17 protein-coding genes are annotated in these 21,542 nt (G+C 69.3%); 10 read left to right on the top strand and 7 right to left on the bottom strand.

The features are described 5' to 3' along the window. Positions 1-376 precede the first annotated feature (376 nt). The 8 genes from BY998_RS15880 to lpxD all read left to right on the top strand — a co-directional run bounded on the left by BY998_RS15880 (position 377) and on the right by lpxD (position 10,180). Complete coding sequence (locus BY998_RS15880; protein ID WP_110352582.1) at positions 377-709, top strand: hypothetical protein; 333 nt, start codon at positions 377-379, stop codon at positions 707-709. 461 nt (positions 710-1,170) lie between these two features. After that, positions 1,171-1,734 (top strand): ribosome recycling factor, encoded by a 564-nt coding sequence (frr, locus tag BY998_RS15875; protein WP_110352581.1) that lies wholly within the window; start codon positions 1,171-1,173, stop codon positions 1,732-1,734. Between the two features lie 74 nt (positions 1,735-1,808). Beyond that, positions 1,809-2,588 carry an isoprenyl transferase gene (locus BY998_RS15870; RefSeq protein WP_110352580.1) on the top strand — a complete coding sequence of 260 codons (780 nt, stop codon included), beginning with the start codon at positions 1,809-1,811 and terminating at the stop codon, positions 2,586-2,588. Beyond that, positions 2,588-3,448, top strand: coding sequence for a phosphatidate cytidylyltransferase (locus BY998_RS15865; RefSeq protein ID WP_110352579.1), 861 nt, complete (start codon positions 2,588-2,590; stop codon positions 3,446-3,448). Before BY998_RS15870 ends, BY998_RS15865 begins: the two co-directional genes overlap by 1 nt. Positions 3,449-3,463: 15 nt before the next feature. Then, positions 3,464-4,642, top strand: coding sequence for a 1-deoxy-D-xylulose-5-phosphate reductoisomerase (gene dxr, locus BY998_RS15860; protein WP_110352578.1), 1,179 nt, complete (start codon positions 3,464-3,466; stop codon positions 4,640-4,642). Between the two features lie 221 nt (positions 4,643-4,863). Beyond that, a complete protein-coding gene (gene rseP / locus BY998_RS15855) occupies positions 4,864-6,024 on the top strand; it encodes an RIP metalloprotease RseP (protein WP_110352577.1) in 1,161 nt (386 codons plus the stop codon). Between the two features lie 347 nt (positions 6,025-6,371). Next, on the top strand, positions 6,372-8,936 hold the full coding sequence (gene bamA / locus BY998_RS15850) for an outer membrane protein assembly factor BamA (protein ID WP_110352576.1): 2,565 nt from the start codon (positions 6,372-6,374) through the stop codon (positions 8,934-8,936). Positions 8,937-9,124: 188 nt separating this feature from the next. Continuing rightward, on the top strand, positions 9,125-10,180 hold the full coding sequence (gene lpxD, locus BY998_RS15845; protein WP_110352575.1) for a UDP-3-O-(3-hydroxymyristoyl)glucosamine N-acyltransferase: 1,056 nt from the start codon (positions 9,125-9,127) through the stop codon (positions 10,178-10,180). 170 nt (positions 10,181-10,350) lie between these two features. Here lpxD and BY998_RS15840 read toward each other — a convergent pair whose 3' ends face one another. Both BY998_RS15840 and BY998_RS15835 read right to left on the bottom strand, forming a co-directional pair. After that, positions 10,351-11,316 carry a WcbI family polysaccharide biosynthesis putative acetyltransferase gene (locus BY998_RS15840; RefSeq protein WP_245421612.1) on the bottom strand — a complete coding sequence of 322 codons (966 nt, stop codon included), beginning with the start codon at positions 11,314-11,316 and terminating at the stop codon, positions 10,351-10,353. Positions 11,317-11,359: 43 nt separating this feature from the next. Then, entirely contained in the window at positions 11,360-12,085 is a 726-nt protein-coding gene (locus BY998_RS15835) for a tyrosine-protein phosphatase (RefSeq protein WP_110352573.1), read from the bottom strand. Positions 12,086-12,247: 162 nt separating this feature from the next. On the opposite strand from BY998_RS15835, the gene BY998_RS15830 reads away from it, so the two are divergent. Further along, complete coding sequence (locus tag BY998_RS15830; RefSeq protein ID WP_110352572.1) at positions 12,248-12,754, top strand: GNAT family N-acetyltransferase; 507 nt, start codon at positions 12,248-12,250, stop codon at positions 12,752-12,754. Positions 12,755-12,936: 182 nt separating this feature from the next. Further along, complete coding sequence (ppa, locus tag BY998_RS15825; protein WP_110352571.1) at positions 12,937-13,476, top strand: inorganic diphosphatase; 540 nt, start codon at positions 12,937-12,939, stop codon at positions 13,474-13,476. Between the two features lie 128 nt (positions 13,477-13,604). Here ppa and pyrH read toward each other — a convergent pair whose 3' ends face one another. From pyrH to BY998_RS15800, 5 genes are all read right to left on the bottom strand, one after another. After that, positions 13,605-14,327: a UMP kinase gene (pyrH, locus tag BY998_RS15820; RefSeq protein WP_110352570.1), complete on the bottom strand. Its 723-nt coding sequence runs from the start codon at positions 14,325-14,327 to the stop codon at positions 13,605-13,607. Positions 14,328-14,481: 154 nt separating this feature from the next. After that, positions 14,482-15,402 carry a translation elongation factor Ts gene (gene tsf, locus BY998_RS15815; RefSeq protein ID WP_110352569.1) on the bottom strand — a complete coding sequence of 307 codons (921 nt, stop codon included), beginning with the start codon at positions 15,400-15,402 and terminating at the stop codon, positions 14,482-14,484. A gap of 148 nt (positions 15,403-15,550) precedes the next feature. Then, positions 15,551-16,618, bottom strand: a complete 1,068-nt coding sequence (locus BY998_RS15810; protein WP_110352568.1) for a 30S ribosomal protein S2 — start codon at positions 16,616-16,618, stop codon at positions 15,551-15,553. Positions 16,619-16,814: 196 nt separating this feature from the next. Then, positions 16,815-18,491, bottom strand: a complete 1,677-nt coding sequence (locus BY998_RS15805; protein ID WP_110352567.1) for a methyl-accepting chemotaxis protein — start codon at positions 18,489-18,491, stop codon at positions 16,815-16,817. A 710-nt stretch (positions 18,492-19,201) separates the two neighbouring features. Further along, positions 19,202-21,184 (bottom strand): CoA-transferase, encoded by a 1,983-nt coding sequence (locus tag BY998_RS15800; protein WP_110352566.1) that lies wholly within the window; start codon positions 21,182-21,184, stop codon positions 19,202-19,204. Positions 21,185-21,542: the final 358 nt, after the last annotated feature.

Raw genomic sequence — 21,542 nt, 5'->3', positions numbered from 1 at the left:
CATCGCCCTGAACATCTCGGCCGCGGCCCTGGCCGTCTTCGTGCTGAAGCCGATGCGGCGGCGCTACCTCGCCGCGGAGGCCGAAATCGCCGAGGAAGCCGAGGCACGCAAGGTCAAGCTTGCCTAAATCCAAGATCGAGGACACCTTGGTTTTCGCCCGCCGCCCGTTATCCGGGCGGCGGGCGGAATGATTGTTACATCGGCTCTGCGATCGAATTGCGTCGTGCGCGGCCTTGCGATTTCGCGAAGACGCTGCACGTTCACGAAGTGAGGTTGTCGAACGGGAAGCGGGCCACGCCTCCGTGACCGGGCATCGACCTCGATCTTCGAACGGGACGCATCGCGATCTCTGACGATCCGGGGGGGGAAGAAGAAGATGACAGCCACGCTGCCGGAAGGCGCCAGACCGGGGGACATCGTCACGCCAGACGGCAAGATCCTCTGCCGCGACCATGAGCTTCACGAGTTCGGCTACTTCACCGTAACCTACGAGCAGGCGCAGGTCGCGCGGGAGCACGGCTGGGGCTGCCGGGCCGGCGTCGTCCTCGACGGCGAGCATTCCGACGAGTGGAGCTGGTCCTACGCCGAGGAAGAGCGTCGCCTTGCGCTGGAGAACGACGAGACCCCGCCTCTCGTCCGGATCTACCGCGAGCCGCCGGCCTCCTGTCCGATCGAGACACCCCTCTCCTGCCGCCTCGGGGATCGATAGCCTCCGGCCGGGACGCAGCTTCAGCGATTGGAAGCAGGCGCTTTCATTCGGTCACCGCGAGCGGGACCGGATGAAAGCGCGCACGGGAACCGTTGTCCCGTTGTCGTCAGGGCTCTCATGGGCCCATTTCAGCGCAAGCTGGCGACAGGCGGACCGGTCAGGCCCCCAAGCGGACCGGTCCGCCACCTGCGCCGCAGCCACGGCCCGTCGGCGGGCTGGCAACGCAGGGCGGAGCCCGAGGCGGACCATCCGAGGCGAACGGCGGCCCCGCGCGGGCGATCCTGCGGGAGCGGGCCGGCGCGACAGCCGCCCCTGCGCCGAAATCCGGCGGCGTCGACGGCCATTTGCGGCCACCCGGTTTTTCGTTCATGAAGCGGCACCGCGCGCCGGGTGCCCTCGCACCGGCCCATCCGCCGCCCGACCGCATCGGGATTTTTGAAAAACCCCGGGATCTCGACCCCATGGCTACACCGGATTTCGACCTCGGCGACATCAAGCGCCGCATGCAGGGCGCCGTCTCCTCCCTGAGCAAGGATCTGGGATCGCTGCGCACCGGCCGTGCCACGCCGAGCCTGCTCGATCCGATCCAGGTCGAGGCTTACGGCGCCTCGATGCCGATGGCGCAGGTCGCCACGGTGAGCGTGCCCGAGCCGCGCCTGCTCTCGATCTCCGTCTGGGACCGCTCGATGGTCACCAACGTCGAGAAGGCGATCCGCGAATCCGATCTCGGCCTCAACCCGATGACCGAGGGCCAGACCATCCGCCTGCGCATCCCCGAGATGAACGAGCAGCGCCGCAAGGAGATGGTCAAGGTCGCCCACAAATACACCGAGGAGGCCCGCGTGGCCGTGCGCCACGTGCGCCGGGACGGGCTCGACATCCTCAAGAAGCTGGAGAAGGACGGCGCCATCAGCGAGGACGACGAGAAGCGTCAGGCCGGCGAGGTCCAGAAGGCCACCGACGACGCCATCGCCGAGATCGACGGCGTGCTGGCCTCCAAGGAAAAGGAGATCATGCAGGTCTGAGACCCCCGGACCTGCATCGAGGACGCAAGACGGGTGGGGCCGCGCCGGGCCGCGGCAGCGAGAGGGAGGCTGCGTTGGTTCGCTCGGAAGGCGCGCGGCAGATCGGGGAGGCGGGCGAGCCCGCGCCCGACGGTGCGGCGCAGCCCGCACCGCGGCACGTCGCCATCATCATGGACGGCAACGGCCGCTGGGCCGCGCGCCGGGGGCTGCCCCGCTTCGAGGGTCATCGCCGGGGCGTCGAGGCCGTTCGCCGCGCCGTGCGCTCCGCGATCAGCCTCGGGATCGGCTACCTCACGATCTACAGCTTCTCCTCCGAGAACTGGCGCCGACCGCCTTCCGAGATCTCCGAGCTGATGGGCCTGCTCAAGCTGTTCGTGCGCGGCGACCTTGCCGACCTGCATGCCCACAACGTGCGCGTCCGGGTGATCGGCGACCGGACGGACCTCTCGCCCGACATCGCCGGCCTGCTCGACGAGGCCGAGACCCGCACCCGCGCCAACACGGGCCTGACGCTCGTGGTCGCCTTCAACTATGGCGGGCGCCAGGAGATCGTCCGGGCGGTTCAGCGCATCGCCACCGCCGTGGCGGAGGGGCGCCTGCGGCCCGACGAAATCGGGCTGCCGACCGTCACGGACGCCCTCGACACCGCCGGCATCCCCGACCCGGATCTCGTGATCCGCACCTCCGGCGAGCAGCGCCTCTCGAACTTCCTGACCTGGCAGACGGCCTATGCCGAGTACGTCGTCGCGCCGGGCTTCTGGCCGGATTTCGACCACGAGGCCTTCCTCGCCGCCATCGGCGAGTACCACCGCCGCGATCGCCGCTTCGGCGGCCTGAGCGCGGGAGCCGGCTGATGACGGGGAACGAAGCGGCGCGGCCCGCGCAGCGGGCGCCGTTCGCGACCCGCGAGTTCGGCCTGCGGGTGGCCTCCGCGCTGGTTCTCGGCGCGGCCGTGCTCGGCGCCCTCGTCGTCGGCGGCTGGGCCTTCGCCCTCGTCTGGCTCGTCGCCGGAACCGTCGGCGCCGCCGAATGGCTTGCCATGACCCGCTCCGAGCCGCTCCTTCCCCTGCTCGGCCTCACCGGCGCGACGCTGCTCGGCCTGCTCGTCGCCCTTCTGCTCGGTGCGCCTGCCTGGGCTCCGCTCCTGATCCTGATCGTCGGCGCGGCCGGCCTCCTCGCCCTCGGCCGCGGCCCCAACCGGCGCAAGGCGGTCTGGGGCCTCCTCGGCGCGGCGGTGATCGCGGTCGTGCCGACGCTGCTGCGCCTCGATCCCGGCATCGGCATCGTCGGCCCCGCCTGGATGTTCGCGGTGGTCTGGTCCACCGACAGCGTGGCCTACTTCACCGGCCGCCTGATCGGCGGGCCGAAGCTGATGCCGCGGGTGAGCCCGAAGAAGACGTGGTCGGGCGCGCTCGGGGGCCTTGCCGCCGGCATTCTCGGCGGTACCGCGACGGTGCTCGTCGCCCGCAGCCAGGGCTGGAGCGCCCTGCCCGATCTTCCCCTCCTCGCCGTCGCCGCGCTGAGCGGGCTGGCCTCGATCCTCTCGCAGGGCGGCGACCTCGTCGAATCCGGCCTCAAGCGCCGCTACGGCGTGAAGGATTCCGGCCGCTCGATCCCCGGCCATGGCGGCGTCATGGACCGGCTCGACGGATTCTTCGCCGTGGCGGGGCTCGCCGGCCTCTGTCTCGCCGCCCTGCGGCTCCTGAATGCCTGAACGGAAGTCATCCCCGTGAGTCTCACCGTCACCGTCCTCGGCGCCACCGGTTCGATCGGCCGCTCGACCACGGATCTCCTCACCCAGCATGCCGGCCGCTTCCGCGTCGGCGCCCTCGTCGGCGGCCGGGATGCCGCGGCGCTCGCACGCCTCGCCCTGGAGATGAAGCCGGATTTCGCCGCCCTCGCCGACGCGAGCGCCGGCCCGGCTTTGGCCGAGGCTCTGTCCGGCTCGGGCATCCCGAACGGGGCCGGCGAGAACGCGGTGCTGGAGGCGGTCGCCCGCGAGGCCGACATCGTCGTCGCGGCGGTGAGCGGGGCGGCGGGCCTGAAACCCACCCACGCGGCGCTGCGGCTCGGACGCACCATCGCGCTTGCCAACAAGGAGAGCTTGGTCTGCGCGGGCGATGCCTTCATGCGCGATGCGCAGCGCTACGGCGCCCGCATCCTGCCGGTGGATTCCGAGCACAACGCGCTGGCCCAGGCCATGGGCGACGGGCGCGTCGCCGACATCGCCCGGATGACGCTGACCGCCTCGGGCGGGCCGTTCCGCACGTGGACCCGCGAGCGCATCGCCGCCGCGACCCCGACCGAGGCCGCCGCCCACCCGACCTGGTCGATGGGCATGAAGATCAACATCGATTCCGCCTCCCTGATGAACAAGGGGCTGGAGCTGATCGAGGCCCACCACCTCTTCGCCATCGAGGCGGCGCGGCTCGACGTGATCGTCCACCCGCAATCGATCGTGCACGGGCTGATCGCGTGGCGCGACGGCGCGGTGACGGCGGGGCTCGCCATGCCCGACATGCGCGTGCCGATCGCCCACTGCCTCGGCCTGGGCGACCGCCTGGAGATCGCCCGCGGCCGACCGCTCGATCTGGCCGCCACCGGCAGCCTCACCTTCGAGCCGGCGGACGAGGCTCGCTTTCCCTGCCTGCGCGTCGCCCGCGCGGCCCTCAGCGAGGGTGGCGCGGCCCCCACGGTGATGAACGCCGCCAACGAGGTCGCGGTGGCCGCCTTCATCCGCGGCGCGATCCCGTTCTACGGCATCGCTGAACTCGTGGAGCGGGCGGTCGAGCACTTTGCGGGCGAGCACCGCCGCGCCCCGGAGGATGTCGAGGAGGCGCTCGCCATCGACGCGCAGGTCCGGGCCTGGAGCCTGGAGGCCGTGCCGGCCGCCCGCGCCGCCGGATAGGCCGCCTGCGTTAACCCTTACAGAGTCTTGTCGGGGACGGCGGGGGTCGGATTGCCGGCGGACCGCGCGATTAGATCTCGCGCTCGCACGTGGGGCGTGCGACGATCCGCGTCTTGCAGGCCCCTGGGCCGCCCTGTCAGGGCGAATGGCGCCGGCAATGAATCCGATCGCGACGCATGATCGGACCGGTGTGATGGTCGCGGCCTAAAAGGATGGCGGCAATGGATTTCTTGAGCAGCATGGGCGGCAACGCGGCCGGATTCTTCGGCGCGGTGATCCCGTTCCTGTTCGTGCTGACCATCGTCGTGTTCGTGCACGAGATGGGTCACTTCCTGGTCGGGCGCTGGTGCGGAGTCGGCGTCACCGCCTTCTCCATCGGCTTCGGCCCGGAACTCGTCGGCTTCACCGACCGGCGGGGCACCCGCTGGAAGCTCTCGGCCATCCCGCTGGGCGGTTACGTGAAGTTCGTGGGCGATGCCAACGGCGCCAGCGTGCCCGACCCGGAGGCGGTCGCCCGCATGGATCCGCACGAGCGGGCGGTCAGCTTCCCGACCCAGCCGGTGGCCAAGCGCGCGGCCATCGTCGCCGCCGGCCCGGTCGCCAACTTCATCCTGGCGATCGCCGTCTTCGCCGGGGCGATCTACTTCAACGGCCGCCTGGAGACACCGGCTCGCGTCGAGGCGGTGCAGCCGGGCAGCGCCGCCGCCCGCGCCGGCTTCCAGCCCGGCGACGTGATCCGCGCGATCGACGGCACCCCGGTCGCGACCTTCGGCGAGATGCAGCGCGTCGTCTCGGCCGCCGCCGGAAGCTCCCTCGCGGTAACGGTGGAGCGCGCCGGCCAGGAGCAGACCCTGACCGCCGTGCCCGACATGATCGACGAGCGCACGCCGTTCGGCCGCCACCGCTTCGGCCGGCTCGGCATCAACGGGCCGAACGCGAGCGCGGCCAAGCTCGTGCATTACGGTCCGCTCGACGCCCTCAAGCTCGGCACCTTCGAGACCGCCTTCGTGGTGGAACGCACCTTCGACTACATCGGCAAGCTCGTCACGGGACGCGAATCCGCCGACCAGCTCTCCGGGCCGATCGGCATCGCCCGGGTCTCGGGCGAGGTCGCGCGGGTCGGCGGCGTCGGCGGGTTGATCGGCCTGATCGCACTCCTGTCGGTCTCGATCGGCCTGCTCAACCTGTTCCCGATCCCGCTGCTCGATGGCGGCCACCTGCTCTTCTACGCCTTCGAGGCGGTGCGCGGACGCCCCTTGAGCGAGCGGGCGCAGGAGATCGGTTTCCGCATCGGGCTCGCCTTCGTGCTCGTTCTGATGCTGTTCGCCGCCTGGAACGACATCCTCAATCTCGGGGCCTCGCTGAGCCAGCGCGGTACCTGAGCCGGGACACGTCCCTCCCCCGAATCGACGGCCCGGCGCCCGCGCCGGGCCGTTCTCGTTGAGGGTTAACGACGTCTTTCGACAATCCGGACAGGAACCGGAAAGACGTGATTCGAACCATATTTACGCCCTATTCACCCTAATCTGAGATCGTCCGAAACGGACCTTCCCCGTTAAGTGGCGCGAAGGCCACGACCCCTCAAAATCCCTGAATGTCGGACGACGCCTGCGTTTGCTTCGCAGGGGAATCCCGATAGAAGCGTGGCTGGGACCAGAGGGCGGCACGTCCCAAGGACGGCCGCCTGCGGGTGCGAACCCGTGCTGAGAAAAAAGAGACGGGCGATTACATGATGTCGATGACGGGAAAGCGCCGGCGAAAGTCGGCGGAGCGGGCCATCGTTCTGGTCGCGACCGCCGCCGGCGTGATCCTCGGCAGCGCCGCCGCGCAGGCCCAGCAGATCGTCGTTGAAGGCAACAAGCGGGTCGATTCCGACACGATCCGCTCCTACGTCACCGGCACCGCCTCCGGCTCGCCCGAGGAAGCCCGGCGCAACCTTCTCTCCACCGGCCTCTTCTCCGACGTGCAGGTCTCGGCGCGCGGCGGCACCACCCTGGTGCGCGTGCGTGAGAACAGCGTCGTCGGCCGCGTCTTCTTTGAGGGCAACAAGAAGGTCGAGAAGGCCACGCTCGAGAGCGTGGTGGAGTCCAAGGAGCGCGGCGCCCTCAGCCAGGCCGTCATCGCCGCGGACGTGGAGCGCATCCGGGACGTCTACAAGCGCTCGGGTCGCGGCACCGCCAAGGTCAGCTCCCGCCTCGTCGACCTGCCGAGCGGCCGCTCCGACGTCATCTTCACCATCGATGAAGGCGACAAGACCGGCATCCGCGCCATCAATTTCGTCGGCAACAGCGTCTACTCGGAATCGACCCTCAGAGGGCTGATGTCCTCTTCCGAGATGAACTTCCTCTCGTTCATCAAGACCTCCGACGTCTACGATCCCGATCGTATCTCCGCCGACCTCGACGTCGTGCGCCGCTACTACCTCAAGAACGGCTACGCCGATTTCCGCGTCGTCAACGCCGATGCCCGCTACGTCGAGGCGGGTGAGGAGACCGGCTGGGTCATCACCGTGACCGTCGAGGAAGGCCAGCAATACACCGTCGGCGCGGTCGCCGTGGATCCGCGCATCCCCGGCGTCGATCGCGAGGCCCTCGACGGCCAGATCCGCGCCCAGGTCGGCGACGTGTACAACGCCGAGGACGTGGAGAAGTCGCTCGTCGGCGTGACCAACGAGGTCAACCGCCAGGGCTACCCCTTCGCCCAGGTCCGCCCGACCGGCCAGCGCGACCGCGCCACTCATCAGGTCTCTCTCGGCTTCGTGGTCGAGGACGGTCCGCGCGTCTACGTCGAGCGCATCAACATCCGCGGCAACACCCGGACCCGCGACTACGTCATCCGCCGCGAGCTCGATCTGACCGAGGGCGATGCCTACAACCGCGTCCTCGTGGACCGCGCCGAGCGCCGCCTGAACGGCCTGGGCTTCTTCAAGAAGGTGCGCTTCTCCAACGAGCCGGGCTCGGCACCGGACCGGGTGGTCGTGAACATCGACGTCGAGGATCAGCCCACGGGCTCGTTCTCGGTGGCGGGCGGCTACTCCACCCAGGACGGTATCATCGGCGAAGTCTCGGTCTCCGAGTCGAACTTCCTCGGCCGCGGCCAGTACGTGCGCGTCGCCGCCCAGGGCGGCCAGTACGCCAAGGGCTTCGACTTCTCCTTCACGGAGCCGTACTTCCTCGGCTACCGCCTCGCGGCGGGCTTCGACGCCTTCTACAAGTACTCCGACCTGACCCGCTTCTCGCGCTACGAGACCACGGTCTACGGCGGCCAGCTCCGCGTCGGCCTGCCGATCACCGAAGAGTTCGGCGTCACCTTCCGCTACTCGCTCTACAACACCGAACTGCGGGTGCCGAACACCATCAAGCGGCCCTACAACGACTGCTCGGTGGCGATCCCCGGCTACACCCAGCTGAACCCCGCGGGCACGATCGATCCCTCGTCCGGCCAGAATGTCGGCGGCCTCCCGGCCTACCCGACCTGCGCCTTCGATGGCGAAGCCTCGATCGCGCTCAAGGGCGCCCAGGGTTCGACCCTGACCTCGCTCGCGGGCGTCACCCTGGCCTACTCGACCCTCGACAACCTGCAGCGGCCGACCAACGGCTTCTACGCCGAGGTCAAGCCCGACATCGCCGGCATCGGCGGCGACTCGAAGTTCTTCCGCGTGACGGGTGACGCCCGCTACTACAAGGAGCTGTGGGAAGACGTCGTCGGCTTCGTGCGCCTGCAGGGCGGTCACATCTCGGCGCTCGACAACAACCCGCTGCGCATCACCGACCAGTTCTTCCTCGGCCCGTCGCTCGTCCGCGGCTTCGCTCCGAACGGCCTCGGCCCGCGCGACATCGGCATCGCCGACGCCCGCTCCAACGCCATCGGCGGCACGACCTACTTCGGCGCCACCGTCGAAGTTCAGTTCCCGATCTGGGGCCTGCCGAAGGATCTCGGCCTGAAGGGCGCCGTGTTCGCCGATGCCGGTACGCTGTTCGGCTACGACGGCCGCCGCACCTTCGACCTGAACCGCGACAGCATCATCAACGGCTTCGCACCGGGATCGGGGTGCAACTACACGAACTTCGGTGCCGGTGCGATCCGGGTCGAGCCCGAGTGCGTGAACGTGCGCGACAAGCCGACGATCCGTTCCTCGGTCGGTGCCTCGATCCTGTGGAACTCGCCGCTCGGCCCGATCCGCTTCGACTACGCCTACGCTCTGTCCAAGGACGAGGGTGTCCAGACGGCGCTCGGCAAGGTCGGCAAGGACCAACTCCAGGCGTTCCGCTTCTCCGGCGGCTCGCGCTTCTGATCCGGGGCGGCTCGCCAGAGCCGCCTCGCCCGACGGCCCTTCGAGAGCCGTGCCCGACCGTCCGCGGTCCGGCACGGCTCTTTTCTTTTTCGTCCCGGCGGACTTCTTCGCCCCCGAGGCGGTGCCCGCTCCGGCGAAGAGCGCTATAGCGGCGCCCGAACCCATTTCTCTGCGGCACGCTCAGCCTCATGTCAGATCCCGTCTTCATCGCGCCGAAAGGCGGCCTGACCCTCGGCGCCGTCGCCGAGGCCTGCAGCGTCCCGCTCCCCGAAGGAGCCGACCCGTCCCAGCCGGTGACCGGGGCCGCCCCGCTCGAAACCGCGGGGCCGACCGAACTCGCCTACATGGACAACGCCCGCTACGGTGAGGCGCTGGCCGGCACGCGGGCGCTGGCCTGCCTCGTCTCGCCGCGGTTCTCAGCCCGCGTTCCGGCCAGCACGGTCGCCCTCGTCACCCGCGACCCCTACCGCGCCTATGCCGGGCTGCTGGCCCGTCTCTACGAGGAGGCGATGCGCCCGCGCTCGCTCTTCACCGCCGACGGCGTCTCGCCCGGCGCGCATGTTCACCCGCAGGCGCGGCTCGAGGATGGCGTGCGCATCGATCCCGGCGCGGTGGTCGGACCCGGCGCCGAGATCGGCTCGGGGACGGTGCTGGGCCCCAACGCGGTGATCGGACCGAACGTGCGGATCGGGCGCGACTGCTCGGTCGGCGCGGGCGCGACCCTGACCCACGCACTGGTCGGCAACCGTGTCATCGTCCATCCCGGTGCCCGGATCGGCCAGGACGGGTTCGGCTTCGCCATGGGCCCCGGCGGCCACCTCAAGGTGCCGCAGGTGGGCCGCGTCATCGTCCAGGACGATGTCGAGATCGGCGCCAACACCACGATCGATCGGGGCGCCTCACGCGACACGGTGATCGGCGAGGGCACCAAGATCGATAACCTCGTGCAGATCGCCCACAACGTGGTGATCGGCCGCCACTGCGTGATCGTCTCCGGCGTCGGCATCTCCGGCTCGACCACCCTGGAGGATTACGTCGTGCTCGGTGGTCAGGTCGGCGTGGTCGGCCACCTGCGCATCGGCATGGGCTCGCAGATCGCCGGCTCCTCCAACGTCAACCGCGACGTGCCTCCAGGCTCGCGCTGGGGCGGCACCCCGGCCAAGCCCGTGCGCACGTGGTTTCGCGAGATGACGACGCTGGCCCGACTCGCCGAGCGCGGGGGCAAGGACGAGGCGGAGGGGTGACGTCGGGGCGTTGCCCCGAAACCCGCCAAAGGACTGGTCCTTTGGGAACCTGGGACTAGAGATGCGTCCCGACCACGGCGGGTCCGGACGCATCTCTAAGCCTTTGTTGTGACGTGCTTTCTTTCGACGAACCGGTGTCCACTTCTTCGGAAAGCGCTCTAGGTGCGCTGTCACGCCCCTTCGAACAGCATCCGGATCTGGGGCGAGGCGGCCCAGTGCTCGATGCGGTGGCAGGTCAGGCTGGCGCGCGGCTGCGCCCGGTAGATCGCGAGGCTCTCCGCGACGAAGGCGGGCAGGCCCAGCGTCTCGGGCGGCGCCCCCCTGCGCTGGCGGCGCTTGAACACCGTCGAACCCGGCACGCCGTAGAGCGTCGCCACCGGGGGGTAGACCGGCCAGATCGCGTCGTCGAGCAGCACATCCGGGGCATAGGCCTCGACCGGGACGGTCCGCGCCGCGACGCCGGCCTCGCGCAGCAGCCGCGCGGCGATGTCGCCGAGCACCGCGAGGCGCGGATGGTTGATGTTGTGCATGAACAGGCCGGTGCGCGACCAGCGCAGCAACTCCGCCGACAGGTCGAAGCCGATCGCCCGGCTCGACGCGATCAGGTCGGCGGCGGCGATGTCCCAGGCATTGAGATAGCCGAGCCCCGCAAGGACCTCATCCCGGAACAGATTGACGATCCGCTCGGCCGGGAGCCCTTGCAGGAAACCGAACAGGGTGATGGCGGAATGATAGGTGCCGAGGGGGGATGGCACGAGCCGCACCCGTGCCACCGAGGCCAGATCGCCGACATAGACCGCGTCCGGATGGAAGGCGGTGAAGACGATCGATGGGAAGAGCCGCATCCGCGGCAGCCGCGCCTGCAGGGCCTCCGAGCCGCCCTCGGGGAAGAAGCCCGCCGGGAAGGGCTGGGAGAAGACGTGGTCGAACGCCCCGAGATCGGCGGCGAAGGCGTCGAGGCTGCGGGCCTGCTTGCCGAGTGACGCCATCGGAATCAGCCGCACCCGCGCCCCCGGTGCGAGGATGCGCAGGGCATCGGCGACGCCGCGGGCCTGACAATTGCCGATCACGGCGATGCGCGGACCGTGGAGATCGCTCTCGTCCGCCCCACGGCGCCTCAGCTTGAGCAGGGGCACGCTCCCGAGTAGCCGGGAAAGCCGAAACGCCAAGGCGGCGAGCCTATTCGCGCCGCAGCAGGCGGTCGACGACGAGGTCGGACCAGAACCCGGCGCGGAAGCTTCGCGTCAGCGCCTGCGGGTCGTAGCTGTGCTCGACCCAATCGAGGAAGCTCTGCCCCCGGGCCTCGCCCTCGCGCAGGTACAGGGCGAAGAAGGCATCGAGGATGCCGGTCTTGGCGAAGCGGAAATGGCCGTAGCGCGGCGAGAGCTGGCGCAGGGCCTCCCGCACCGGCCGGTCCTCGTGCAGGATCAGGAACAGGGTGGCGGCCAGTCCCGCCCGGTCCGCGCCGGACTTGCAATGCATCACCGCCGGGTACTCGATCCCCGCGAAGAACGCCTTGGCGGCCAGCAACGTCTCGCGGGAAGGCGCCTCGCGGGAGCGCAGCACGAACTCGACCAGGGTGAGCCCCTGCCGCTCGCAGGCCTCCCGCTGCAAGGGCCAGGAGCCGTGCTCGCGCCCGCCGCGCAGGGAGACCACGGTGCGCACGCCCTGGCGCTTGAACCACGCAAGCTGATGCGGCGTCGGCTGGGCCGAGCGCCACGCGATGCCGCTGCCGATCCGGTGCCGGTTGAGATAGGCGAGACGGAAGATCCCGTGATCGACGAGCAGCATGTTCGCCCAGGCCTTGGCCCGGTCGAGGGAGCCGGCGATGGGCCGCTCGAACTTCGCGATGCGCGCCATGCGCCGCGCGTAGCGCGTCTCGGGAGGGAGGAAACGGTTGAACACGGATCCGCGCGGGGCAGCCTGTCGGAGCGTCCCTCTAACAGCCCGCCGCCGGGGCGACAACGCGGGACTGTTCCGCCCCGCTGCAAGCCGTTGCCGAACCGGCCGCTTTGCCCCCATCATGGCGAATCTCCCGACCGGAGCCCTCCCATCCGGAGCCTTCCGATGACGACGAACACGGCGAGCATCCGCCGCGCCCGTCTCGCGGATGCCGCCGACCTCTCGGCGGTGTTCGACGCGGCGTGGCGCGAGGCCTATCAAGGCGTGATCCCGGGGCTGGCCCTGGAGCGTTTCCTGGCCCGGCGCGGACCGGCGACCTGGCGCGCGATGATCGGGGGCGGGCGCGGGCTCGCCGTCGTCGCCTTCGGGGATCGGCTCGCGGGTTACGCCGCCTACGGCCGGGCGCGCGACCGGACCATGCGGGCGGACGGCGAGATCGACGAACTCTACATCGCCCCCGAATTCCAGGGGCTCGGGCTCGGCACCCGCCTGTTCCGGGCGGTGCGCAACGACCTCATCGACCGTGGGCTGACCCGCATCGGCGTCTGGGCGCTGGCCGACAACGCCCGCGCCTGCGCCTTCTACGAGGGTCTGGGCGGCGTGGCCGGCCCGGACTCGGTCGAGCGCGTCTCCGGCATCGGTCTGCCGAAGGTCGGCTACCTGTTCACCTGATCGGCGTTTTCCGCCGCGAAGCAGGGATGGCGGACCGACTCCGCCGAAGGGGCGATTTCAATTCCGGCCCGCCCATTCTAAGACAGCCGGCGATGGGTGCGGCACCATGAGCCGGCCCGCACGATGCACCCGCGGGACGACGCGACGCGTCCGGCGGCCTGATCTTGAGAAAGCACAGGGCCATGGACATCAACGCCATCTCGATCGGCAAGAACCCGCCCCACGACGTCAACGTCATCGTCGAGGTTCCCCTCGGCGGCGAGCCGATCAAGTACGAGATGGACAAGGATGCCGGCACGCTCGTCGTCGACCGGTTCCTCTACACGCCGATGTTCTACCCGGGCAATTACGGCTTCATCCCCCACACCCTCTCGGGCGACGGCGACCCCTGCGACGTGCTGGTGGCCAACACCCGCGCCATCATCCCGGGCGCGATCATCTCGGTGCGGCCCGTGGGCGTGCTGGTGATGGAGGATGACGGTGGCGAGGACGAGAAGATCATCGCCGTCCCCTCCCGCAAGCTGACCCAGCGCTACAACCGGATCGAGAACTACACCGACCTGCCCGAGATCACGGTCAGCCAGATCCAGCACTTCTTCGAGCACTACAAGGATCTCGAACCCGGCAAGTGGGTCAAGGTCGTGCGCTGGGGCAACAAGGAGGAGGCCCAGCGGCTGATCCTGGAAGGCATCGAGCGCCATAACGCCCTCAAGGGCGCCTGATTTTTCAGACGATCGACCGAGCCGCAACGCGAGGCCGTTGCGGCTCGGATGGCTTCCGCTCGGCTCGCCTTCAGCTCTCCGCCGTCAGCGAAGCGAGCCAGCCACCACGTCAGACGGCCAGACTCCGCCTACGGCACCACGCGAGTCGAGACCGAGGCACCCGTCAGGATCGCGGTGATCGAGCTCGGGGCGTGCACCGAGCCCACCACGATGGTGAGCCGGCTCTCGCGGGCCAGGGCGAAGGCGGCCGTGTCCATCACCTTGAGATCGCGGGCGATGGCCTCGTCGTGGGTGATGCGGTCGTAGCGGATCGCCTCCGGGTCCTGCTTCGGATCGGCAGAATAGACCCCGTCCACCTGGGTGGCCTTCAGCACGGCGTCGCAGCGCAGCTCCGCCGCGCGCAGAACCGCCGCCGTATCGGTGGTGAAGTACGGGTTGCCGGTGCCGCCTGCGAGCACCACGACCTGCCCCTTGTCGAGATGGTGCAGGGCCGGCTGGCGGGCATAGGTCTCGCAGATCGTCGGCATCGAGACCGCCGACATCGTGCGCGCCTGCACGCCGGCCGCGTTGAGCGCCGTCTCGATGGCGAGCGAGTTCATCACGGTGGCCATCATGCCGAGCGAATCGCCGGTCGCCCGGTCGATCCAGCCGGCCTGGGAAATGCGCGCGCCGCGGATCAGGTTGCCGCCGCCGACCACCACCGCGATCTGGATGCCGCGGGCGACCGTGGCGGCGATGTCCTCGGCCAGCGCCGCCAACATCGGCGGGTGGAGCCAGAAGCCGTCGGGGGCGGCCAGGGCCTCCCCGGAGAGTTTGACGAGGACGCGGCGGTAGGTCGTCGTCTCCGACATCGAAGATCCTCGTCGTCTCGGGTGCGGGGCGCCGCGGCTTCTAGCAATACGGGGCCCCGAACGTCGAGGGGCGACGGCATCGCTGCCGCCGCCCCCGTGAGACGACCTGTGAGGATCGGTGACGAGGAGAGCCTTGAGCCGGCCCTCCGTTGCGTCAGCGCGACATGCTCGCGACTTCGGCGGCGAAGTCCGGCCCCTCTTCCTTCTCGATGCCCTCGCCCAGCGCGTAGCGGACGAAGCTCTTGATCGTGACCTCGCCGCCGGCCTTGCCCGCGGCTTCCTTGAGCACCTGGGTGATGGTCTTGGAGCTGTCGTGGACGAAGGGCTGCTCCAGGAGGGTGACCTCCTTGTAGTAGCTCTTCAGGCCGCTCTCGACGATCTTGGCCATCACGTGGTCCGGCTTGCCGGCGTTCTTCTCGCGCAGGATGTTGCTCTCGCGCTCGACCACGGCCGGGTCGACGCCGGAGGCGTCCAGCGCCGCGGGGCCGGTGGCGGCGACGTGCATGGCGATCTGGCGGCCGAGCGTCGAGAGGAACTCGACATCGCCCTCGGACTCGAGCGCGACGAGCACGCCGATCTTGCCGAGGCCTTCGCTGATCTGGCCGTGGACGTAGGAGGCGATCACGCCCTTGCTCACTTCGAGCTTGGCGACGCGGCGCAGGGTCATGTTCTCGCCGATCGTGGCGATGAGGTTCGAGAGCTTCTCCTGAACCGTCTCGGACGAGCCGGGGAAGGTCGCGGCCTGGAGACCTTCGAGGGTGCCGTCCGTGTTGAGCGCGAGCTTGGCGGCCTCGCGGGCGAAAGCCTGGAAGCTGTCGTTGCGGGCGACGAAGTCGGTCTCGGAATTCACCTCGACGATCGCGGCGTGGCGGCCGGCGGACTCGACGGCCACGAGGCCCTCGGCAGCGACGCGGCCGGCCTTCTTGGCGGCCTTGGCGAGACCCTTCTTGCGCAACCAGTCCACCGCGGCCTCGAGGTCGCCGTCGGTCTCGTTGAGCGCGCCCTTGCAATCCATCATGCCGGCGCCGGTCTTTTCGCGAAGCTCCTTCACGAGTGCGGCGGTGATGTTGGCCATGGCGATCCTCTCGGGGGCTGAAGTGCAGGTCTTGAAGTGCAGGTCTTGAAGTGAATGAGCCCGGCGCTCGCTGAAAGCACCGGGCTGTGTAGGGTCGATGACGGTCCGGTCGCCGGGCCTCAGGCCCGGCGGCCTCGCGTGGGAAGGATCAGGCGGCCGCGGCCTCGACGAAGGCGCGGGACTGCGAGACCCAGCCGTCGCGATCGATGCGGCCGTTGAGCTTCAGGTCCGTATCGAGCTTGGCCACGTCCTCGGGCTGCATGGCGGCGATCTGCCAGTAGTGCCACACGCCGGCATCGTTGAGCTTCTGCACGAGCTGCGGGCCGACACCGGTCAGCTTGGTCAGGTCGTCGGGCGCACCGCGGGGCGCGGCGAGCTGCTCGAAATGCTCGGTTGACTCGGCCAGCGCGGCGACGTCGGCCGGGGCGATCGCGTCGGAGGCGACGGAGGCCGCGACGTCGTCGTTGGCCGGCGGCAGCTCCTCGGCGGTCGGCTCCTCGGAGGCGCCGACATCGATGCCGAGCGCGCCCTGGCCGCGGCCGATGCCCTCGATCGCCGCGCGGGCGATCAGGTCGCAGTAGAGCGCGATGGCGCGGCCGGCATCGTCATTGGCCGGAACGATGTAGGAGATGCCGTCCGGGTTGCAGTTCGTGTCGACGATGGCGGCGACCGGGATGCCGAGGCGCTGGGCCTCCTTGATCGCCAGCTGCTCCTTGTTGGTATCGATCACGAACAGCAGGTCGGGCACGCCGCCCATGTCCTTGATGCCGCCGAGTGCCTTCTCGAGCTTGTCCTTCTCGCGGGTCAGCATGAGGCGCTCCTTCTTGGTGAGGCCGACGGCCCCGCCTTCGAGCGTCTCGTCGACCTTGCGCAGGCGCTGGATCGAGCCGGAGATGGTCTTCCAATTGGTCAGCATGCCGCCGAGCCAGCGGGAGTTGACGTAGTACTGGGCCGAGCGCTTGGCCGCCTCGGCGATGGAATCCGCCGCCTGGCGCTTGGTGCCGACGAACAGCACGCGACCGCCGCGAGCGACCGTGTCGCTCACCGCCTGGAGGGCGGCGTGGAGCGCCGGCACGGTCTGGGCGAGGTCGATGATGTGGATGTTGTTACGGGTACCGAAGATGTAGGTCTGCATCTTCGGGTTCCAGCGGTGCGACTGGTGCCCGAAATGGGCGCCGGCCTCGAGGAGCTGGCGCATAGAGAAATCGACGGCCATGATTCTTTGGTCTCTCCGGTTGATACCGCCGCGGAGGAGTAGCTGGCCATCGGCCGGCCACCGGAAACGCCCCATTCAGGCATGGGGCCGGCTCCGCGTGTGGAATGGGCGGGGCGTTAGCAGACACGGGGCGGCATGGCAAGAAGCCGGCCGCCCCGATCCGAGCGCTCCGCGGTTCGGTCCTTAATCTCGCGGCTCAGGCGGCGCGGACGGTCGCCAGGAAGCGGGTGACCTCGGCGCCGAGGTGATCGGCCTGCTGCGACAGGGCGGAGGCCGAGGCGAGCATCTGGCTCGCCGCCGCGCCGGTCTCCTCGGCCGCGCCCGCCACGCTGGCGATGGTGCCCGTCACCTCGCCGGTTCCGGTGGCCGCCTGCGCCACGTTGAGCACGATCTCCTGGGTCGCCGCGCCCTGCTGCTCGACCGCCGAGGCGATCGCGGTGGCGACGCCGCTGATCTCGCGAATGCGGTCGGCGATGCCGGCGATGGCCGAGACCGCCTGATCGGTCGATCCCTGGATCTGGTTGATCTGGGTCGAGATCTCGGCGGTGGCCCGGGCGGTCTGGCTCGCCAGTTCCTTCACCTCGGAGGCCACGACCGCGAAGCCGCGGCCCGCCGCACCGGCGCGGGCCGCCTCGATCGTGGCGTTGAGCGCCAGAAGGTTGGTCTGGGCCGCGATCGACGAGATCAGGTTCACGACGTCGCCGATGCGGCTGGCGGCCTGCGCGAGATCCTGGACGAGGGCGGCGGTGCCGTTGGCCTCGCCGACGGCGGCCTGGGCGAGATCGGCGGAGCCCGCGACCTGCCGGCCGATCTCGCTGACCGACGAGCCGAGTTCCTCGGCCGCCGCCGCCACGGTGTTGACGTTGCTGGAGGCCTGTTCGGCGGCCGCGGCGACGCTGACGGATTGGGCCGCGGTCTCCTCGGCATTGGCGCTCATGGTCTGGGCGGTCGCCCGCAGCTCGCCGGCGGAGGAGGAGACCGAGGCGACGATGCCGCCGATGGCGGATTCGAAGCGGTCGGCCATCTGGCGCATGCCGGCCTTGCGCTGCTCCTCGGCCGAGGCCCGGGCGAGCGCGGTCTCCTCCTCCAGGGCCCGCGTGCGGAGGATGTTGTCGCGGAACACGCCGACGGCGCTCGACATCTCGCCGATCTCGTCGCGGCGCTGGCTGTAGGGAACCGGCGAGGCGGCGTCGCCCTCGGCGAGGCGGCGCATGGCGGCGCTCATCCGCGCGATCGGGCGCGAGACGCCGAGGAAGGAGTAGGCCATCGCCCCGAGCGCCGTCAGGAGGCTGACGCAGAGCACGATCACCGTGACGCGCGTGGCTTCCGTCTGCGCCTGCCGGATCCCGGCATCGGCCGCCCGGCTCGCCGCGAGATTGATGTCGGTGAGGGCGCGCACGGACGCCGAGGCGGCAAGGTAGCTCGTGTTCATCGGTCCGCGGAAGGCGGCCATCGCCTCCTCGTAGCGCTCCGCAGGGAACGCGCGCAGACGCTCCCAATCGGATGTCAGGACGCCGAGCTTCGTCCGCATGGCGTCGTAGGCCGTACGCTCCTCGGGCGACGAGACCAGTGCGTTGTAGGCATCGACCTTTGCGCCCCGGTCCCGCATGAACTCGGCGACCTTGGCCGCACTCTCGGTCTTGGCGGCCTCGCTCTCCGCCGTCATGTAGCGGAACTGCCAGAGCCGGGTGCGGATGACGAGACTATTGATGAGGTTCGCCTCGTTCATCGACGGGATCGTGTTGTCGAGAAGCGCACCGGTCTTCGCCTCGATATCATCGAGTTTGATCAGGGCGACGGCACCCTGTGCGACGGACAAGATCAGCATGAGGACGAACAGGCCCATGAGGCTGTTCTTGAGCGTGATTCTCATTGTGGACCCCCGACAGAGGTCGGTAGGCTTGAAACAAGGCACTTAACAAACGTGAAAACGGTGGCGCCGAAACGACAACTTTTCCCCAGTGGCGCCCGGAGCGCGATGTACTCGCCATGAGCCTCCCGGCTTGTCCGAGCCATCCGGCAAGCGAAGGTGATCGCGTGAAGACCTGCCAGGCCCCCGGCGTCAGGCTCGCCATCCCTGACCAGTCAGCGCGTGACCCGGGCGAGGACCGAACGCTCCGGCTGAGGGGCACGACCGACGACGGCCTCGATCTCCGCTCGGTCGCCGTCGGCAGCACCGCATGCAGCGAAAGACGGCTCTCCCGACACCTGCGGCGGGACGAACGACGTGGAGGACAGCAACCGTTGGAGCCGGACGCAGGAGAAAGGCGGGATGACGGATGAAACAAGTCAGAGCCACACGCCCTGCTCGACCGCGTTCGGCGCGTAACGGTTGACGTACTGGACCATGCGCGGGCGATCCGCGGTGTCGGGGCTCGCGCCGTGTCTGTCCCGGATGCCGGATCGTCTGCTCGATCCCGAGCCCGAGCACGTCGAGCCGGATCTGATCGGCCATCCCGCCGCGCACCGGCCGCCTGGAGCGCAGCGTGCTGCGCTCCCAATGGTCCTCGATCCCGACGACCTCGCCCAGAACGGACGAAGAAGCAGCGGGCGGCGTGGCGGCCCCTCGCGCGGAGGGAGCGTTCAGGCGGCTGAGGCTACGGCCGGCGAGATCATCTTGCGCGCCTTCTTGTCCTCGGTGGTGCCGAGGAAGGCCTGGGCCTCCTCCTTGCGCTCGAAGACGTGGGGGGCGACGCCGCGCTTGGTCAGCGCCTCCTCCATCTTCAGGCGCAGGAAGGCGCTGGTCGCGTAGCGGGTCGTGGTCGCGTAGTAGTTCGCCTGGAGATATTGGATCATCCCGGCATAGTCGTCGTAGAGGTTCTCGTTGAGCCGGAAGCCGTCGTGGTTGATCACGGCGTTGACCCGCTGGCCGGCCTTGCGGCAGGCCTCGACGATGGTCATGCGCAGCTCGTCCATGTCGCTCTTCACCCGGCAGTACCAGCCCTCCAGGTTGATGAAGAGGATGTTGCGCTCGGCATCCAGGCTGACCCGCGACTTGAGATCGAGGTTAAGCAGGTCCGAGATCAGATCCATCGGCTCGTCGCGGAAGATGCGCGCGTCCATCGTCACCGGATTGCGCACCACGGGCGCGAAATCCATGTGGGCGAGGATGTCGCGCTCGATGTCGATGCCGGGCGCCACCTCGATCAGCTCCAGCCCCTCCTTCGTGAGCTGGAAGACGCAGCGCTCGGTCACGTAGATGACGGGCTGCGAGCGCTCCACCGCGTAGGGGCCGGAGAAGGTGTTCTGCTGGACCTGCGTGACGAATTTGCGGGCCCGGCCCTCGGTGACAATCTTCACCTGACCGTCCTGCACGGCGATCTCCAGGCCGCCCGCGGTGAAGGTGCCCGCGAAGACGACCGAGCGGGCGTTCTGCGAGATGTTGATGAAGCCGCCGCAGCCGTTGAGCTTACCTCCGAACTTCGAGGTGTTGACGTTGCCCGCGCCGTCGCACTCGGCCATGCCGAGACAGGTCATGTCGAGGCCGCCGCCGTCGTAGAAGTCGAACATCTGGTTCTGGTCGATGATGCAGTCGGCGTTCGTCGCCGCACCGAAGCTCGACCCCGAGGCCAGCACGCCGCCGACCGCGCCGGCTTCCGTGGTCAGCGTGATGTAGGGGGTGATCTTCTCCTCGTTGGCGACGGAGGAGATGCCCTCGGGCGCGCCGACGCCGAGATTGACCACGCCGTTGGGCGGCAGTTCGAAGGCGGCGCGGCGGGCGATGATCTTGCGCTCGTTGAGCGGCATCCGCTTGATGCCGGTGACGGGTACGCGGATCTCGCCCGCGAGCGCGGCGTCGTACATCACGCCGTAGTTCATGCGGTGCATCTCGGGCTCGGCCACGACGACGCAATCGACGAGGATGCCGGGGACGCGCACGTCCTTAGGCAGCAGGTAGCCGTCGTCGACGATGCGCTCGACCTGGGCGACGACGATGCCGCCGTTGTTGCGCGCAGCCATGGCCTGGGCGAGGCAGTCGAGGGTCAGTGCCTCCTTCTCGAAGGAGAGGTTGCCCGATGGGTCGGCGGAGGTGGCGCGGATGAAGGCCACGTCGATCTTGGTGGCGGTGTAGAACAGCCACTCCTCGCCATCGACCTCGACGAGCTTGACGATGTCCTCGGTGGTCAGATCGTTGACCTTGGCGCCGCCGTGGCGCGGATCGACGTAGGTCTTCAGGCCCACCTTCGAGAACAGCCCGGGCTGGCCGGCGGCGCAAGCGCGGTAGAGCTGGGAGATGACGCCCTGCGGCAGGTTGTAGCCGCGGATCAGGTTGGCCTGCGCGGCCTGGGCCACCTTGGGCATGCGCCCGAAATTGGCGGCGATGACGCGGGTGAGCAGGCCGTCATGGTGGAGGCGGCCGGTGCCGAGGCCCTTCGAGTCGCCTGCGCCCGCGGTCATGATCAGGGTCAAGCCGCGCGGACTTCCGGTCTCGACGAAGCGTTTTTCGAGAGCGGCGTGCAAAGCCTCCGGGATGCAACTCTGGACGAAGCCGGTCGTGGTCAGGACGTCGTTCTCGCGGATCAGCGCGATCGCTTCCTCGGCCGTGATGACCTTGTTCTTCTTCATGGGGCCGCCGTCCTCCGCTCGCCTCGTCCGGTCGGGCGGTGCTGCCCGCCTCTCGCCGTCATCCGCCCAGGATGCCGTCGACCGGCCCCGCCAGCCCGGACAATGTCCGCACTCTCAGGGTCGACCGAATTCTGCATGCACTTCTCATTGCGGCGCACCGATATGCTGTCGCACTGCAATAAACTGCACGTCTTGGGCCCGACAATACCCGAAAACTCTAGCAACATACGCCTGAAAAACTCTTCGCTCCAGCTTGAGAAAAATTGCAGCATCGCCGCGCCGCGGCGGCGTCCGGCGCGGTTCAACCGGGCCGGGAAGACGTTCTCCCGCGGCCCGCTGGTGTCGGGAGACCGTCGCG

This window comes from Methylobacterium sp. B4 (assembly GCF_003201865.1).
Taxonomy (GTDB): Bacteria; Pseudomonadota; Alphaproteobacteria; order Rhizobiales; family Beijerinckiaceae; genus Methylobacterium.
This window is presented reverse-complemented; position numbering and strand designations above follow the sequence as displayed.